The organism is Pseudomonas sp. N40(2020) (assembly GCF_014472415.1).
Classification (GTDB): Bacteria; Pseudomonadota; Gammaproteobacteria; order Pseudomonadales; family Pseudomonadaceae; genus Aquipseudomonas.
Map to the genome: position 1 here is coordinate 1 of NZ_JACSZV010000050.1, position 16,724 is coordinate 16,724.

Consider the following 16,724-nt stretch of genomic DNA (forward strand, 5'->3'; position numbering starts at 1 on the left):
ATCTTTTGACCTTGTAAACAGCAAGATCAAAAGATCGCAGCCTTCGGCAGCTCCTACACAGAGCGCGGCATTGTTCAGAGGAGCTTGTGTTCCATCGCGTACTTCACCAGTTCCGCCAGCGAGGTGATGTTGAGCTTCTGCATCAGCCGCGCCTTGTGGGTGCTGATGGTCTTGCTGCTCAGGGCCAATTGCTGGGCGATGTCGTTGACGTTGGCACCCTGGGCCAAGCGCTCGAACACCGAGAACTCGCGCTCGGACAACAATGAATGCAACGGCCGCGCATCGGTCAGGCCGACCTCGAAGACCATGCGGTCGGCCAGATCCGGGTCGATGTAGCGCCCACCCGCCGCGACTTTGCGGATGGCCGTCAGCAACAGCGCCGGATCGCTGTCCTTGGTCGCATAACCCGCAGCGCCAACCTTCAAGGCGCGAGCAGCCATTTGCGCCTCGTCGTGCATCGACAACACCAGAATGGCCGGCGGATTGTTCAGCGCACGGATTCGCGGGATCGCTTCCAGGCCGTTGACGCCTGGCATGGAGATGTCCAACAGCACCACTTCGCAGGGCACATGGCGCAGGGTTTCGAGCAACTGCTCACCATTGCTCGCCTCTCCCACGACTTGCAGGTCCTTGGCCAGGCCGATCAATTGCTTGATGCCTTCACGGACGATGGTGTGGTCTTCGGCTACCAGTACACGGATCACGTTGTTCTCCAGATTCAGTCAAACCTCATCCACCGGCACCCAGACATTCAGACTGGTGCCCTCCCCCGGCTCACTCTCAAGCACCAGGCGCCCCCCCATGATCAGCACCCGTTCACGCATGCCCACCAAGCCAAACGAAGTCGGCCGACCGGCAGCGGCGACAAATCCTACGCCATCATCGCTGACCGTCAGACACAATTCATCGCCTTCCAGCACCAGCGTCAGTTCTACAGTATGCGCCTGGGCATGACGCATGACGTTGGTCAGCGCCTCCTGCAGGATGCGGAACAGCCCAATCGCCTTGGCATCGCTGAGCGGCGGCAGATTGTCCGGCACCTGCACCAGACACGGAATCTGCGTGCGCGCCTCGAACCGGCGCGCCTGCCACTCAATCGCTGACGCAATCCCCGCATCGAGAATCGGCGGGCGCAATGCGGTCGCTACATCACGCACCAACTGGAACAACTGGGCGATCAGGCGCTTCATGCTATTCAACCTGTCGTGCAGACCGGGGTCGAGTTGCGCGTAGGCCAGTTCGCACATCGATGTCTCCAGTTTCAGCACCGTCAGCATCTGCCCCAGCTCATCGTGTACTTCCCGGGCAATCCGCGCCTTCTCTTCTTCGCGCACGCTCTCAAGGTGTGCCGACAGCTCGCGCAGTTGCTCACGCGATGCCGCCAGCTCCAGCTCGATGCGCTTGCTCTCGGTAATGTCCCAGACGATGCCGTCCCAGACATAAGCGCCATCTTCAAGCTGCCGGGTGATCGCCTTGATCTCGGCCCAGCGCTGCTTGCCCTGTCGTGTGAGAATTCGCCCCTGCCACGACCAGTCGCTGTCGGTGTCCAGCGCCTGATCCTGGGTGCGGTGATAACTGGCCTTGTCGTCCGGGTGCACCAGACTGCGCAGACCCATGTCGCGGTGGGCAATAGCGGCCGGCGCGTAGCCGACCAGACTTTCGCTGCCCTCACTGATGTAGGCAAAGTCGATCTGCCCGGTCACCGGCGCCCGCTCCAGGCGGAACACCAGGCCCGGCACATTGGCGGCGATGCCTTGAAGGCGCGCTTCACTTTCCTGCAACGCCGCGAGTGCGCGACGGCGCTCGGTGACGTCGTTGAGATAGACCACCAAATACTCGCTGTCGCGAAAACGCAGGAAACTCAGCGATACATCCGCCGGCAAAACACTGCCATCGGCGCGCACACAGCTTGTCTCAAAACTCAGCGGCCCTTCTTCACTGGCACGCGCGCGTTTCCACAGATTGAGCCAGCGGTCCATGTGCAGACCCGGTTCGAAATCGATCAGCGGTCGCTCGATCAGCCCGCCCGAGGGGTAGCCGAGCATGTTTTCCGCCGCCCGGTTGGCGTAGCGCACATGGCTGTCCCAGTTGACCCAAAGAATGCCGACGGTGCTTTGATCGATGGAAAACTGCGTCAGGCGCAGCGCTTCTTCGCTGGCGGCGCGCAGGGCGATGTCTTCCCGCGCCGCGAGCAGGCGTTGTTCGAGGCTGTGCTGCTGGCGCCGCTGCCAGAACACGATCGCCACGCAACTGAGCAGCATGACCGCGAACAACAGACTGAGGTTCTGCCAGAACCCCGGCGATTCCGACAACCGTGGATATTTGGGTTGCAGCCATTGATTGTGCAGGCGCTCCAGATCCTTGGCCGGGATCGAGCGCAGCGCGCTCTGGACGATGCCGGCCAGCTCAGGCCAGTCCCGGCGTGAAGCGACTCGCAACAATTGCGGCAGGCCGATATCGCCGACCACAACCAGTTCAGCGAACTCCGGTTCTGCCGACAACCGCCCGAGTTGCGCTTCATCGACCACCGCGTAAGACGCCTGCTGACTCAACAACAATTGCAGCGCTTGACGCTCCAGCGGCACGCCTTGCAGGTTCAGGTGTGGATAGTTGCCGCGCAGATAGTCGGCGGTGGTGCTCGGCATGCGCACGGCGACGCGGGTCTGGCCATCGAGTTTTTCCAGATCCACCACACCCCCGGCCTTCTGGTCGCTGACCACCAGTTGCGGCACACGCATGTACGGATCGGAAAACTGCCACAAACGAAGGGCGCTCGGTGTCTGGGTCAGACCAGGGGCGATGTCGATCTCGCCATCGCGTGCAGCCGCTTCCAGTTGCGCCAGATCCTGAAAATTGCGCCAGCTCAATTCGACATTAAGGGCTTTGGCCAGCAATTTCATCAGCTCGACGTTGGCTCCGGACAGCCGCTGCAAACGCCGATCGTATTGCGCATACGGCGCCTGCAGCACCAATCCGACCCGCAATTCGTTGTGTTGCGCGAGCCATTGCTGCTCGCTCGCTGACAACTGCGCAACGTGTGCCGGTGGCGCAGGCGCCGCCCAGCCCATCAAGGGAAGCCACAAACAGCCGATAACCCACAGGCAGCAAAATCGCTTCATTGAAGTCTCATACACTGACAAATTCTGACCAACCCATTAGGCTGCCGGGATACTTTCTGGCCTGGAATAACCGATGCCCTCTGTCTACCGCCTGGCAATGCCAGCATTGTGCCTGTCGCTGATCCTGCCTTGTGCGTTTTCTGTCCACGCGGCCGACCCGGCCCCTGCCGCCCCTGCGGAAAAATCCGCCGAAGAAAAACCGGCCGAGCGCCAACCACTGCTTGAGCGTAGTCAGGAAGAGGCCGCGGCACTGGAACGTAAAGTCCCGGCGCAAGAACAGCAACAGCTTCAAGCCGGCAGCGACACTTTCCTCGCCTTGTGGAAACCGGCCAACACCGCTGAACCGAAAGGCGCGGTGATTATCGTCCCCGGTGCCGGCGAAACCGCTGACTGGCCACAAGCAATCGGCCCGTTGCGGAGCAAATTGCCGGACGCCGAATGGAGCAGTCTGAGTATCACCCTGCCCGATCTGCAAAGCGATGCCATCGCTCCGCGCGTAATTGAAGCCGTTGCTGCGCCGAAAGCCCCCGAAACAGGCAGCAAGGACGCCACCACCGCGCAGCCGATCGAACAAGCAGCAGGCGGTGAGGCCGAAGTCGCCGACCAGGTGATCGCCGAAACGACTGAAGAACAGTCCAAAGCCGATGCCGAACGCATCTTCGCGCGCATCGACGCCGCCATTGCGTACGCCGAACAGCAAAGTGCGCGGCGCATTGTCGTGCTGGGTCATGGAACGGGCGCGTATTGGGCGGCGCGTTTCTTGAGCGAGAGGCAAACGGCGCAGGTGGAGAAATTCGTCATGGTCGACGCGCAAGCACCGGCCAAAGCCAAGCCGCCGCTGGCGGAACTGACCCCGACGCTGAAACTGCCAACGGCTGATATTTTCTACATGGACAAAGCGCTGGATCGCAACGCGGCGCTGGAGCGCATGCAGGCGAGCAAGCGCTTGAAGACGTCGGCGTTCAGCCAAGTGGCGCTCAAGGCGTTACCGGATAACAAGGCTGAGCAGGAACAGTTGTTCCGTCGGGTGCGTGGCTGGTTGAGCCCACAGAACACAGACTGACCCAAAAGCAAAAGATCGTCCGAAGGCTAAGGCCGCGATCGGACGATCTTTTGATCTTAAAACCGCCTAACGAAAATCCCGCCGTTCACGAATCAACGTGTAGGCATTGTGCAACTCGCGGGTCTTATCGGTCGCCTCTCGCACCTGCATCGGCGTTGCACCGCTGCCGGCAATCTTGTCCGGATGATGACGGCTGAGCAGACGTCGATAAGCTCGTTTGATTTGCGCCGGTTCGCTGCTCGCCGACACACCGAGCAATCGCATCGCTTCCTGATAGCTTACCGCCGCACTGACGATGGGCCGTTTGCCGGGCTCGTAATCACTGGCCAACGCCTGCACCTGATGCGTCGTCCAGCCCAGCCATTTACCCCACTGCGCCAACAATTCCCGCTCGCTGACGCCGGCACGACCATCGGCCCAGACCATCCGCCAACACGCGCGCAACACGCCTTCGGCCGCATGCGGCTGCGCACTCAGGCGCCGTAGATAACCGCGAAGATTATCGTCCCCGGACTTGCCGCGATTGAACGCCGCAATCGCCCGGCGCGTCGCCGGCTCGCTCATCTCCAGCGCGCGCATCTCATTGCGCGCCTGCTGGATATGCCCATCGGTCACACGTCCGTCACTCTTGGCCAGACGCCCGAGCAACACGAACAACAATTCGTCGTTGCGCAGCATCGGCCGACCACCGAGTTTCTCCCGCAGATGCCCCCAGCTCTGCAAATGCAGACGCCGATCCAGCGCCTGCCCCAACAAAGCCCCAAGCATGGCCCCCGGAATGCTGGCAATCGCAAAACCCGCTCCGGCTCCAATCAGAGTCCCTGGCCACAACATATCAGCGACTCGCTTCTATCAAGGTTTCAGCTTCGGCCAGACGCTCATGCGTGCCGACATCCACCCAATGACCTTTCAGGCGCTCGCCCGTCACCTGCCCATCCGCTATGGCCTTGCGCAGCAGCGGTGCCAGTTTGAAAGCGCCGTCGGCGCAGCCGTCGAACAGTTGCGGATGGATGACGGCGATGCCGCTGTAGGTCAGGGTGGCTGCAGTCGGCTGGCCGTCGATGACCTGACCGTCTACCAAAGAAAAATCACCTGTCGGGTGATGCGCCGGATTATCCGCCAGCACCAGATGCGCCAGACCGGTGATCGGCTGGTGCAGCACGCTGAAATCGTAATCGGTCCAGATATCACCGTTCACCACCAGGAACGCATCATCGCCGAGCAACGGCAGCGCACGGAAAATCCCGCCGCCGGTTTCCAGCGGCTCGCCTTCCGGCGAGTACTGGATGCTCAGACCAAACTGCGAACCGTCGCCCAGGTAATCCTCGATCTGCTGACCGAGCCAGGCATGGTTGATTACGATCTCGCTGAAACCCGCCGACGCGAGGGCATGCAGGTGATATTCGATCAACGGGACGCCGCCGGCACGTACCAGCGGTTTCGGCGTGGTCAGGGTCAGCGGGCGCATGCGCTCGCCTTTGCCTGCCGCCAGAATCATTGCTTTCATGCCGTCGCTCCACCACGCAGGCTGGTGAACAGCACTTGCAGTTCGGCCAGCTCAGGACGACGGGTGATCACTGCTTCTATATAGGAGAAGAAGCGCGGTACGTCGGCGAGGTAACGCGGTTTGCCATCGCGATGGCAGATGCGAGCGAAAATGCCGATGACTTTCAGGTGACGCTGCACGCCCATCAGGTCGCTGGCGCGCAGGAAGTCTTCGAAGTCCGGCTGCACGGGAATGTTCATTGCCGAGGCTTGCTGCCAGTAAGTTTCCAGCCAGCCACGGACGCGCTCTTCTGGCCAACTGAGGAAGGCGTCCTTAAACAGGCAGGTCACGTCGTAGGTCACCGGGCCGTAGACCGCATCCTGAAAATCCAGAACACCAGGATTCGGCTCGCTGAGCATCAGGTTGCGCGGCATGTAGTCGCGGTGCACCAGCACTTTCGGCTGGGCCAGGGCACTGTCGATCAGCAGGTCGCTGACGTGTTGCCACTGTTGCTGTTGGGTCGAATCGAATTCGATACCCAATTCACGCTTCACGTACCACTCGGGAAACAGTTCCAGCTCACGACGCAGTAATGCAACGTCGTAACTCGGTAACGGTGCGACCATCGGCAACTGCTGAAAAGCCAGCAGCGCTTGCAGGGCATCGCTGAACAATGCGTCGGCATTTTCGCCATCGATCACGTCCAGATAGGTCTTGTTGCCCAGGTCATTGAGCAAAAGAAATCCGCGTTCGAGGTCTTCGGCATAAATTTTCGGCACATTTATTCCGGATTTCGCCAGCAAAAAGGCGATATCCACGAACGGTTTGCAGTTTTCCTGGGGCGGCGGCGCGTCCATTACGACGAAACTGCGACCCGCGCCTTCCCAACGGAAGTAACGGCGGAAACTCGCGTCGCTACTGGCCGCGGTCAACGTGGCCGGGGGCACGGCGCCCCAGCCCTGATCTGCAAACAGGATTGCCAACTGTTCATCGAGCCAAACTTTCAGGTGTTGCAAGCGTACATCTTGGTCAGGCATTGCAAGGGTCTCCGACGGCGCTAGCCGTCAAGCGGGTCATGCTTTATTATCCAGCATCTTTTTCAGACCATCGAGAGGCGTGCGGCCCACCACCGCGGGCAGATGGCACGCAGGAAGCCCGGACTAATAAGATGGCATTGAAATCCCCCGCGTTTCGTAAAAAATTTCCGTTGTTGGTAACCGGCAGTCTGCTGGCTATGCAACCTCTGGCCAGTCAATTCGTTGTTGCCGCCGAGCAGTATGACTGCTCCGTCTCGGCTTCGGGTGGTTGGGACTGTGCGCCCAAGACGCCGGCGGCTGCATTGCCACCGCGTCCAGTGCATGACGGCAGTGCCGTCAGCGCCACCGGCGAAGCCCCGAGCGACAATGGTTCGGTTGCCGACACTGGCGCCAAGCCAGCGCTGGTCACCGAAGCCAAAGGCCGTGGTTTGAAATCCCGTAGCGAAGACTTCAGTCACCTCGACTGGGTTCCGCGCGAGAAGCTCACCGCCGCCCAATTGGCCGAGACGGGTCCTTACTGCTCTGGTGCTTATATCGAACCGATTCGTCCTGGCATGAATGACAAGACGAATAAAAGCGATGCTCCGACCTTTATCGGCGCAAAAGCTTCGCGCTATAACACCGATGATCAAGTCGGTACGCTGGCCGGTGATGTCGTCCTGCGTCAGGGCAGCATGCAGGTCGAGTCCGACGAGGCCAGCCTGTACCAAGCCGAGAGCCGCGCCGAACTCAATGGCGATGTACGCATCCGTGACAACGGCGCACTGATCGTCGGCGACCACGCCGATGTGCAACTCGACACCGGTGAAGCCAAGGTCGACAACGCCGAGTACGTGATGCACAAGTCGCGCATTCGCGGTAACGCGCTGTACGCCAAGCGTGCGGAAAACGCGATCATCCGTCTCAAGGACGGTACGTACACCACGTGCGAACCGAACAGCAACGCCTGGCAGCTCAAGGGCAACAACATCACCTTGAACCCGGCCACCGGCTTCGGTACCGCGACCAACGTGACGCTGCGCGTAAAAGACATTCCGATCCTTTACACGCCATACATCTACTTCCCGATCGATGACCGTCGCCAGTCGGGCTTCCTGCCGCCGACCATCGGCAGCGGCAGCGACACCGGCTTCATGCTGGTCACGCCGTACTACTTCAACCTGGCGCCTAACTACGATGCCACGTTGTACCCGCGTTACATGAGCAAGCGTGGCATGTTGGTGGAAGGCGAGTTCCGTTACCTGACCAAGTCCAGCGAAGGCCAGTTCGGCGCTGCGTACCTGAACGATGACGACACCGAACGCAGTAAGCAGACCGACTACGAAAAAACCCGTTACATGTACAACTGGCAGCACAAGGGTGGTCTCGACTCCCGCGTGCTCACCGAAGTTGACTACACCAAGATCAGCGATCCGTACTACTTCCAGGATCTGCAGACCGATCAGATTGGTGTGAAGTCCAGCGACTTCGTGAATCAGCAGGGCGCGGTTACCTATCGTGGTGACAGCTACACCGCTCGCTTGAATGCTCAGCAGTACCAGTTGGCGACCGTTTCGAACATCACACCGTATGGCCGTCTGCCGCAGATCACCTTCAATGGTCAGCTGCCGTATCATCCGGAAGGGTTGAATTTCGATTACGAGACCGAGCTTGTGCGGTTTGATCGTGATTTGAAAACCGGCAACTTCATCGACGAAAATGGCACTGCGTCACCGCGCCTGGATACAAACGTTACAGGCCTGGCACGCGCTAACGGCGACCGATTGAATCTGAAGCCCGGTGTAAGTCTGCCAATGAACTGGACCTATGGCTTCTTAAAGCCATCGCTCAAGTATCAGTACACCCAGTATCAACTGGATCTGGACGGTACCGGCAAGTCGCAGATCGTCGCCCAGCAGAACGCAGCAACTGCGGCAGGTACTGACTACGTCGGCGGCGAGTTTGGCAGCAATCAAAACCGCGGCGTACCAATCGCCAGCATCGACAGCGGTCTGTACTTCGACCGCAACACGTCGTTCTTTGGCAAAAACTACCGTCAGACTTTGGAACCGCGCCTGTTCTACCTCTATGTACCTGAGGAGAATCAGGAAGACATTCCAGTATTCGACACCAGCGAATACACCTTCAACTATGCATCGCTGTTCCGCGACAACCGCTTCTCCGGCGCCGACCGTGTCGGCGACGAGAACAAACTGTCGCTGGGCGTAACCAGCCGCTGGATTGAAGACGATGGCTTCGAGCGTCAACGCATCAGCGTCGGTCAGGCCCTGTACTTCAAGGATCGCGAAGTTCAACTGCCAGGTATCGATGCAAAAACCCGTGACGACGCGAAATCCAACGTCTCGCCTTACGCACTGGAATACGAATACCGCTGGAACCGCGATTGGCGCACCACGGCCGACTACAACTGGGATCCGGACAGCCGCAGCCCACGTTCCGGCAGTGCGATGTTCCACTACCAGCCTGAAGACAACCCGAACAAGGTCATCAACGCCGGCTATCGCTATCGCAATGACCAGGTTCGTTACGACCAGAACACCGGTAAATGGTCGGTGGGTGGTGGTGACTACGGCACGCCGGGCACGCCTGGCTACGTGAAGGACTACTACAAGATCCAGCAGCATGACTTCTCGGTCATCTGGCCGATCGTTCCACAGTGGAACGCCATCAGCCGCTGGCAGTACGACTACAACCGTAACCGTACGCTGGAAGCCTTCGGTGGTTTCGAGTACGACAACTGCTGCTGGAAACTGCGCCTGATCAACCGTTACTGGGTTTCCTATGACGAGTTCAGTCAGGAAGCTCCGCAAAACGAAAAAGGCGACCATGGCGTCTTCCTCCAAATTGTTCTGAAGGGACTCGGTGGCCTCACTGGCGCCAAGGTAGAGAGCTTCCTCGACAAAGGCATTCAAGGTTATCGTGAACGTGAAGACCAAGCTTTCTGATTGTCTGCGCCCGCTGATGCTGGGCGCGTTGTTCCTGGGTACTGCGGCCAACGCCGCAGTACAGTCCATCGATAAAGTGGTAGCGATCGTCGACAACGACGTGGTCATGCAGAGCCAACTGGACCAGCGCGTCCAGGAAGTTCAGCAGACCATCGCCAAGCGTGGCGGCGGCTCGCCACCTCCAGGCGTACTGGATCAGCAGGTGCTCGAACGCTTGATCGTCGAAAACCTGCAATTGCAGATCGGCGAACGTTCCGGCATTCGTATCACCGATGAAGAACTGAACCAGGCTGTCGGCACCATCGCACAGCGCAACAACATGACTATTGACCAGTTCCGCGCCGCCCTGGCTCGCGATGGCCTGTCTTACGACGACGCCCGTGACCAGATCCGTCGCGAGATGATCATCAGCCGTGTGCGTCAGCGCCGCGTAGCCGAACGCATTCAGGTGTCCGAGCAGGAAGTGAAGAACTTCCTCGCTTCCGACCTGGGCAAGATGCAACTGTCCGAAGAACTGCACCTGGCCAACATCCTGATCCCGACCCCGGAAAGCGCCAACTCTGAAGCGATTCAGAATGCTGCCCGTCAGGCCATGGAGGTTTACCAGCAGCTCAAGCAAGGTGCCGACTTCGGTCAATTGGCCGTGGCCAAATCCGCCAGCGACAACGCACTGGAAGGCGGCGACATGGGCTGGCGTAAAGCTGCTCAACTGCCACCGCCGTTCGATCGCGAGTTGAGCAGCATGGCAGTCGGAGACGTGACTCAGCCGGCACGCACTCCAGGCGGTTTCATCATCCTGAAGCTGTTGGCCAAGCGCGGTGGCGAAGCCCAGACCCGTGATGAAGTGCATGTGCGCCACATCCTGGTCAAGCCGAGCCCGATCCGCGACGAAGCCAAGACCAAAGCCCTGGTTCAGTCGTTGTATGAGCGCATCGTGGCAGGCGAAGATTTCGCCACCCTGGCGAAAAGCTACTCCGAAGACCCGGGTTCTGCCCTCAACGGCGGCGACCTGAACTGGATCGACCCGAACGTATTGGTGCCGGAATTCCGCGAAGTGATGGCCAAGACCCCACAAGGTCAGCTGTCCAAGCCGTTCCAGACTCAATACGGCTGGCATGTTCTGGAAGTCCTTGGCCGTCGCGCCACCGACAGCACCGAACAGGCTCGCGAACAGCAGGCCATGACCGTACTGCGTAACCGCAAATACGACGAAGAGCTGCAAACCTGGCTGCGTCAGATCCGTGACGAAGCGTACGTAGAGATCAAACTCCCTGGTGCAGACCAGGCAGCGCAGTGAAACCCAAGCGTTTCGCGCTGACACCCGGCGAACCAGCCGGCATCGGTCCCGACCTATGCCTGCTGCTCGCCTCGCAAGCCCAGCCTCATCCCCTGATTGCCATCACCAGCCGCGACCTGCTCCTTGAGCGGGCCGCGCAGCTGGGGCTGGCTGTCAATCTGCTCGACGTCGGGCCCGATCACTGGCCGGTCGCTCCGGCGCCCGCGAACAGTCTTTACGTCTGGGACACCCCGCTCAGCGCCCCTGTGGTCGCCGGGCAACTGGACAAGGCCAATGCCGCGTTCGTCCTCGAAACCCTGACCCGCGCCGGTAACGGTTGTCTGAACGGCGACTTCGCCGGGATGATCACCGCTCCAGTGCACAAGGGCGTGATCAACGAGTCGGGCATCGCGTTCTCCGGGCACACGGAATTCCTGGCTGATCTGACCCACACCGCACAAGTGGTGATGATGCTCGCCACTCGCGGCTTGCGCGTTGCACTGGTCACCACCCACCTGCCGTTGCGCGAGATTGCCGATGCAATCACACCGGAGCGGCTGGAGCGGGTCACGCGCATTCTGCACGCCGACCTGCAAGAAAAATTCGGCATTGCCCGGCCACGCATCCTGGTGTGCGGACTCAACCCGCACGCCGGTGAAGGCGGACACCTGGGTCATGAAGAAATCGACATCATCGAACCCACCTTAGAGCGCCTGCGCGGCGAGGGCATGGACCTTCGTGGCCCGCTGCCTGCCGACACTCTGTTTACCCCCAAATATCTGGAGCACTGCGACGCAGTGCTGGCGATGTACCACGACCAGGGCCTGCCCGTGCTGAAGTACAAAGGCTTCGGCGCCGCCGTCAACGTGACCCTTGGCCTGCCGATCATCCGCACTTCGGTCGACCACGGCACCGCCCTGGATCTGGCCGGCAGCGGCAAGATCGATACCGGCAGCCTGCAAGTCGCCCTGGAAACCGCCTATCAGATGGCCGAGACCCGTTTATGACCGAGCAATACCAACACAAGGCGCGCAAACGCTTTGGCCAGAACTTCCTGCACGATGCCGGCGTTATCGACCGCATCCTGCGTTCCATCAGCGCCAAGTCCGAAGACCGCCTGCTGGAAATCGGCCCGGGCCAGGGCGCACTGACCGCCGGTCTGCTCAACTCGGGTGCGCAACTCGACGTGGTGGAACTGGACAAGGACCTGATCCCGATCCTCAACCAGCAATTTGCCGGCAAGAGCAACTTCAACCTGCATCAGGGCGATGCGCTGAAGTTCGACTTCAACACACTCAACGCCGCGCCGAACAGCCTGCGCGTCGTCGGCAACCTGCCGTACAACATCTCCACACCGCTGATTTTTCACCTGCTGAACAACGCCGGCATCATTCGCGACATGCACTTCATGTTGCAGAAGGAAGTGGTCGAGCGCCTGGCCGCAGGCCCCGGTGGTGGTGACTGGGGTCGCCTATCGATCATGGTTCAGTACCATTGCCGCGTAGAGCACCTGTTCAACGTTGGCCCGGGCGCGTTCAATCCACCGCCGAAAGTGGATTCGGCCATCGTCCGCCTGGTGCCACACGCGGTGCTGCCGCACCCGGCCAAGGATCATCGCCTGCTCGAGCGCGTTGTGCGTGAAGCGTTCAACCAGCGCCGCAAGACCCTGCGCAACACGCTCAAGCAATTGATGAGCAACGCCGAGATCGAAGCTGCCGGCGTCGATGGCAGTCTGCGCCCGGAGCAACTGGATCTGGCTGCCTTCGTGCGCCTGGCCGACAAGCTCAGCGAACAAGTCCCGGAAACTCCCGCCGCCGACTGACCGGCGATGAACGCTATCGGGCAGGACGCCACTCTGGTTTACTGCCCGATACTTGCCTAGACTGATTCCCCATCAGCTACGCCCCGCGTTCCGCTTCGTTTAAGGCCCTTTGCATGTCCGATTCCCGTTACCACGTCGATGTCCGCGTCGTTACCCACTATCTGGCAGACCAATCGCAACCCGAGCACAACCGCTTCGCGTTCGCCTACACCATCACCGTGCAAAACAATGGCGAGCTCCCTGCCCGGCTGATGTCGCGGCACTGGGTGATCACCGATGGTGATGGGCATGTCGAAGAAGTGCGCGGCGCCGGTGTCGTGGGTCAGCAGCCGCTGATCAAATCTGGCGGTGAGCACACCTACAGCAGCGGCACGGTGATGACTACCAAGGTCGGCACCATGCAGGGCACCTACGAAATGGTCGCCGACGACGGTAAGCATTTCGATGCCATCATCAAACCCTTCCGCCTCGCCGTCCCCGGAGCCTTGCACTGATGGCGACGTATGCCGTCGGTGACCTGCAAGGTTGCCTCGAGCCGCTCAAGTGCCTGCTCAAGCAAGTCGCTTTCGATCCGAAGCTCGACAAGCTCTGGCTGGTAGGCGACCTGGTCAACCGCGGCCCGCAGTCTCTGGAAACCCTGCGTTTGCTCTATGGCATGCGTGAGTCGCTGATCTGCGTGCTCGGCAACCATGATCTGCATCTGCTGGCGGCCAGTAAACATATCGAGCGTTTGAAGAAGTCCGACACCCTGCGCGAAATCATCGAAGCCCCTGACGGCCCCGTACTGATGGAGTGGCTGCGCCAACAAAAGCTGATGCATTACGACGAGCAGCGCGATGTCGCCATGGTCCACGCCGGCATCCCGCCACAATGGTCACTGCGCCGCGCCTTGAAATGCGCCGCTGAAGTTGAAACTGCTTTGCGCGATGAAAACCTGCTTCCCGCCTTCCTTGACGGGATGTATGGCAATGAGCCGTCGAAATGGGACAACGACCTTAAAGGCGTCTCCCGTCTGCGAGTCATCACCAACTATTTCACGCGCATGCGTTTCTGCACCGCCGAGGGCAAGCTCGACCTCAAAAGCAAAGAAGGCCTCGATACTGCGCCGCCCGGCTACAAACCGTGGTTCCAGCACAAGGAGCGCAAGACCCGGGGCCTGCGGATCATCTTTGGCCATTGGGCTGCCCTGGAAGGCAATATCCATGAGCCTGGCATTTCGGCGCTGGACACCGGTTGTGTCTGGGGCGGCAGCCTGACCCTGATGAACGTCGACAGCGGCGAACGCGTGTCGTGCAAATGCGATGAGCACGGTGGCTTAGCACCGACAGTCGCACCACCTACCCCCGAAACTTTGCCGGTCAACGCCCTGCGTTAGACTGTGCTTTCAGCCGAGCTACAGGAACCCGCCATGAGCGAATTCAAACGAATCCCCCCGGAACAGGCCCAGGCCCTGCGCGAGCAAGGCGCCGTGGTGGTCGATGTACGTGACCCGCAAACCTACGCCGCACTGCATATCGCCGGCTCCAGGCATCTGGATAACGTTTCCATCTCGGATTTCATCCGTGCCGCTGACCTCGACGCACCGACTGTCGTAGTCTGCTATCACGGCAACTCCAGCCAAAGTGCCGCAGCCTACCTGATCAGTCAGGGCTTCTCCGACGTCTACAGCATGGATGGCGGCTTCGAGCTCTGGCGTACGACTTACCCTTCGGAAACTGCGCAAGGCACCTCCGAATAATTTTTTTGTCATGCGCAGGCCCCGGCTTCCGTGGGCCTGCGCACGGCAGACGAACGGTCTGCCACAACTAATTACGTATCTCGCCTTTACCTCCCGAATTCCCAACTATCCTTAAGCCCAGGCCATCCAAATCAGGGGAGAGCCGGTACACCGGCGCACGGGTCATCGGGAGTGACTTTCAAGGTTGTCGACCGCGAAAGTGTTCTGGGGGGTAAACAAGTGGCCACAGCGGCTGCTTGCCAGCATCGACTGAGTGATCCGGCGTCGGCTCCACGTATCGAGCGAGGTGACGTCATGAGTATCTTTAGCCACTTCCAACAACGCTTCGAATCTACACGCCAGGAAGAACTCTCGCTGCAAGAGTACCTGGAGCTGTGCAAGAAAGACCGCAGCGCTTATGTTTCCGCCGCCGAGCGTCTATTGCTGGCCATCGGCGAACCGGAACTGCTCGACACCTCGACCAACTCCAGGCTGTCGCGCATCTTCTCCAACAAGGTGATCCGTCGCTATCCGGCCTTTGAAGACTTCCACGGGATGGAAGAATGCATCGACCAGATCGTCTCGTATTTCCGCCACGCAGCCCAAGGCCTGGAAGAGAAGAAACAAATCCTCTATCTGCTCGGCCCCGTCGGCGGTGGTAAATCGTCCCTGGCCGAGAAGCTGAAACAACTGATCGAGAAAGTCCCTTTCTACGCGATCAAAGGTTCGCCGGTGTTCGAGTCGCCATTGGGTCTGTTCAATGCCACCGAAGATGGCGCGATCCTTGAGGAAGACTTCGGCATTCCACGGCGCTACCTGAACACCATCATGTCGCCATGGGCGACCAAGCGCCTGGCCGAGTTCGGTGGCGACATCAGTCAGTTTCGCGTGGTCAAACTGTATCCGTCGATCCTCAATCAGATCGCCGTGGCCAAGACTGAGCCAGGTGACGAGAACAACCAGGACATCTCCGCACTGGTCGGTAAGGTCGACATCCGCAAACTCGAGGAATACCCACAGAACGACGCCGATGCCTACAGCTATTCCGGTGCGCTGTGCCGGGCCAACCAGGGCCTGATGGAATTCGTCGAAATGTTCAAGGCACCGATCAAGGTGCTGCACCCATTGCTGACCGCAACCCAGGAAGGCAACTACAACAGTACCGAAGGTCTAGGCGCGATTCCGTTCACCGGTATTCTGCTGGCCCACTCCAACGAATCGGAATGGCACACCTTCCGTAACAACAAGAACAACGAGGCCTTCATCGACCGAATCTACATCGTCAAGGTGCCGTACTGCCTGCGAGTCAGCGATGAAGTGAAGATCTACGACAAACTGCTGTTCAACAGCTCCCTGGCCAAGGCCCACTGCGCGCCAGATACCTTGAAGATGCTCGCGCAGTTCACCGTGTTGTCGCGCCTCAAGGAGCCGGAAAACTCCAATATCTATTCGAAGATGCGCGTGTACGACGGTGAGAACCTCAAGGACACCGACCCTAAAGCCAAGTCGATTCAGGAATACCGCGACTCGGCAGGCGTGGATGAAGGCATGAACGGCCTGTCGACCCGCTTCGCGTTCAAGATCCTCTCCAAGGTATTCAACTTTGATCCACATGAAATCGCCGCCAACCCGGTGCACTTGCTCTATGTCCTGGAGCAGCAGATCGAGCAGGAACAGTTCCAGGCTGAAACCCGCGAACGTTATCTGCGCTACCTGAAGGAATACCTGGCACCGCGTTATATCGAATTCATTGGTAAGGAGATCCAGACCGCGTACCTGGAGTCTTACAGCGAATACGGCCAGAACATCTTCGACCGCTACGTGCTGTATGCGGATTTCTGGATTCAGGATCAGGAGTACCGCGATCCGGAAACTGGCGAAATCCTCAACCGCGTCGCGCTGAACGAAGAACTGGAGAAAATCGAAAAACCGGCCGGCATCAGCAATCCGAAGGACTTCCGCAACGAGATCGTCAACTTCGTACTGCGCGCCCGGGCTAACAACAATGGCAAGAACCCGACCTGGCTCAGCTACGAAAAACTGCGGGTGGTCATCGAGAAGAAAATGTTCTCGAACACCGAAGATCTGCTGCCGGTCATCAGCTTCAACGCCAAGGCGAGCAAAGAGGATCAGCAGAAGCACAACGACTTCGTTACACGAATGGTCGAACGCGGCTATACCGACAAACAGGTAAGGCTTCTGTCCGAATGGTACCTACGGGTCCGGAAATCGCAGTGAAGCAGCTGCAAGCTAACAGCT

At 59.6% G+C, this 16,724-nt stretch carries 14 protein-coding genes; 9 read left to right on the plus strand and 5 right to left on the minus strand.

The annotated features are described in order from the left end of the window. Positions 1-74: 74 nt before the first annotated feature. A complete protein-coding gene (locus IAI51_RS24530) occupies positions 75-704 on the minus strand; it encodes a response regulator transcription factor (protein WP_008085218.1) in 630 nt (209 codons plus the stop codon). A gap of 18 nt (positions 705-722) precedes the next feature. Beyond that, complete coding sequence (locus tag IAI51_RS24535; protein ID WP_187680824.1) at positions 723-3,119, minus strand: PAS domain S-box protein; 2,397 nt, start codon at positions 3,117-3,119, stop codon at positions 723-725. Between the two features lie 73 nt (positions 3,120-3,192). Between IAI51_RS24535 and IAI51_RS24540 the strand changes: the two genes are divergently transcribed. Beyond that, entirely contained in the window at positions 3,193-4,182 is a 990-nt protein-coding gene (locus IAI51_RS24540; RefSeq protein WP_187680825.1) for an alpha/beta hydrolase family protein, read from the plus strand. Between the two features lie 66 nt (positions 4,183-4,248). On the opposite strand, the gene IAI51_RS24545 is transcribed toward IAI51_RS24540, so the two are convergent. The 3 genes from IAI51_RS24545 to IAI51_RS24555 are packed head-to-tail and all read right to left on the minus strand — an operon-like array spanning position 4,249 to position 6,705. Next, the gene (locus tag IAI51_RS24545; RefSeq protein ID WP_187680826.1) at positions 4,249-5,016 is read right to left on the minus strand and encodes a TerB family tellurite resistance protein; all 768 of its coding nucleotides are present in this window, start codon (positions 5,014-5,016) and stop codon (positions 4,249-4,251) included. A gap of 1 nt (position 5,017) precedes the next feature. Further along, complete coding sequence (gene murU, locus IAI51_RS24550; RefSeq protein ID WP_187680827.1) at positions 5,018-5,689, minus strand: N-acetylmuramate alpha-1-phosphate uridylyltransferase MurU; 672 nt, start codon at positions 5,687-5,689, stop codon at positions 5,018-5,020. Continuing rightward, a complete protein-coding gene (locus IAI51_RS24555) occupies positions 5,686-6,705 on the minus strand; it encodes an aminoglycoside phosphotransferase family protein (RefSeq protein WP_187680828.1) in 1,020 nt (339 codons plus the stop codon). The genes murU and IAI51_RS24555 overlap by 4 nt, the downstream gene beginning before the upstream one ends. Before the next feature lie 131 nt (positions 6,706-6,836). On the opposite strand from IAI51_RS24555, the gene IAI51_RS24560 reads away from it, so the two are divergent. From IAI51_RS24560 to IAI51_RS24595, 8 genes are all read left to right on the plus strand, one after another. Beyond that, entirely contained in the window at positions 6,837-9,650 is a 2,814-nt protein-coding gene (locus tag IAI51_RS24560) for an LPS-assembly protein LptD (RefSeq protein ID WP_187680829.1), read from the plus strand. Beyond that, positions 9,631-10,947, plus strand: coding sequence for a peptidylprolyl isomerase SurA (gene surA, locus IAI51_RS24565; protein ID WP_410458020.1), 1,317 nt, complete (start codon positions 9,631-9,633; stop codon positions 10,945-10,947). Before IAI51_RS24560 ends, surA begins: the two co-directional genes overlap by 20 nt. Beyond that, entirely contained in the window at positions 10,944-11,933 is a 990-nt protein-coding gene (pdxA, locus tag IAI51_RS24570; RefSeq protein ID WP_187680831.1) for a 4-hydroxythreonine-4-phosphate dehydrogenase PdxA, read from the plus strand. The genes surA and pdxA overlap by 4 nt, the downstream gene beginning before the upstream one ends. Further along, positions 11,930-12,748 (plus strand): 16S rRNA (adenine(1518)-N(6)/adenine(1519)-N(6))-dimethyltransferase RsmA, encoded by an 819-nt coding sequence (gene rsmA, locus IAI51_RS24575; RefSeq protein WP_187680832.1) that lies wholly within the window; start codon positions 11,930-11,932, stop codon positions 12,746-12,748. Before pdxA ends, rsmA begins: the two co-directional genes overlap by 4 nt. Positions 12,749-12,861: 113 nt before the next feature. Beyond that, on the plus strand, positions 12,862-13,242 hold the full coding sequence (gene apaG / locus IAI51_RS24580; protein ID WP_187680833.1) for a Co2+/Mg2+ efflux protein ApaG: 381 nt from the start codon (positions 12,862-12,864) through the stop codon (positions 13,240-13,242). Next, positions 13,242-14,123 carry a symmetrical bis(5'-nucleosyl)-tetraphosphatase gene (locus IAI51_RS24585; protein ID WP_187680834.1) on the plus strand — a complete coding sequence of 294 codons (882 nt, stop codon included), beginning with the start codon at positions 13,242-13,244 and terminating at the stop codon, positions 14,121-14,123. The genes apaG and IAI51_RS24585 overlap by 1 nt, the downstream gene beginning before the upstream one ends. A gap of 33 nt (positions 14,124-14,156) precedes the next feature. Continuing rightward, on the plus strand, positions 14,157-14,486 hold the full coding sequence (gene glpE / locus IAI51_RS24590) for a thiosulfate sulfurtransferase GlpE (protein ID WP_187680835.1): 330 nt from the start codon (positions 14,157-14,159) through the stop codon (positions 14,484-14,486). Between the two features lie 294 nt (positions 14,487-14,780). Beyond that, positions 14,781-16,703 (plus strand): PrkA family serine protein kinase, encoded by a 1,923-nt coding sequence (locus IAI51_RS24595; protein WP_007910115.1) that lies wholly within the window; start codon positions 14,781-14,783, stop codon positions 16,701-16,703. Positions 16,704-16,724 lie beyond the last annotated feature (21 nt).

Coding starts and splice junctions, on each gene's coding strand:
- IAI51_RS24535 (WP_187680824.1), bottom strand. CDS start 3,119: ATGAAGCGATTTTGCTGCCTGTGGGTTATCGGCTGTTTGTGGCTTCCC.
- IAI51_RS24540 (WP_187680825.1), top strand. CDS start 3,193: ATGCCCTCTGTCTACCGCCTGGCAATGCCAGCATTGTGCCTGTCGCTG.
- IAI51_RS24545 (WP_187680826.1), bottom strand. CDS start 5,016: ATGTTGTGGCCAGGGACTCTGATTGGAGCCGGAGCGGGTTTTGCGATT.
- murU (WP_187680827.1), bottom strand. CDS start 5,689: ATGAAAGCAATGATTCTGGCGGCAGGCAAAGGCGAGCGCATGCGCCCG.
- IAI51_RS24555 (WP_187680828.1), bottom strand. CDS start 6,705: ATGCCTGACCAAGATGTACGCTTGCAACACCTGAAAGTTTGGCTCGAT.
- IAI51_RS24560 (WP_187680829.1), top strand. CDS start 6,837: ATGGCATTGAAATCCCCCGCGTTTCGTAAAAAATTTCCGTTGTTGGTA.
- rsmA (WP_187680832.1), top strand. CDS start 11,930: ATGACCGAGCAATACCAACACAAGGCGCGCAAACGCTTTGGCCAGAAC.
- apaG (WP_187680833.1), top strand. CDS start 12,862: ATGTCCGATTCCCGTTACCACGTCGATGTCCGCGTCGTTACCCACTAT.
- IAI51_RS24585 (WP_187680834.1), top strand. CDS start 13,242: ATGGCGACGTATGCCGTCGGTGACCTGCAAGGTTGCCTCGAGCCGCTC.
- glpE (WP_187680835.1), top strand. CDS start 14,157: ATGAGCGAATTCAAACGAATCCCCCCGGAACAGGCCCAGGCCCTGCGC.
- IAI51_RS24595 (WP_007910115.1), top strand. CDS start 14,781: ATGAGTATCTTTAGCCACTTCCAACAACGCTTCGAATCTACACGCCAG.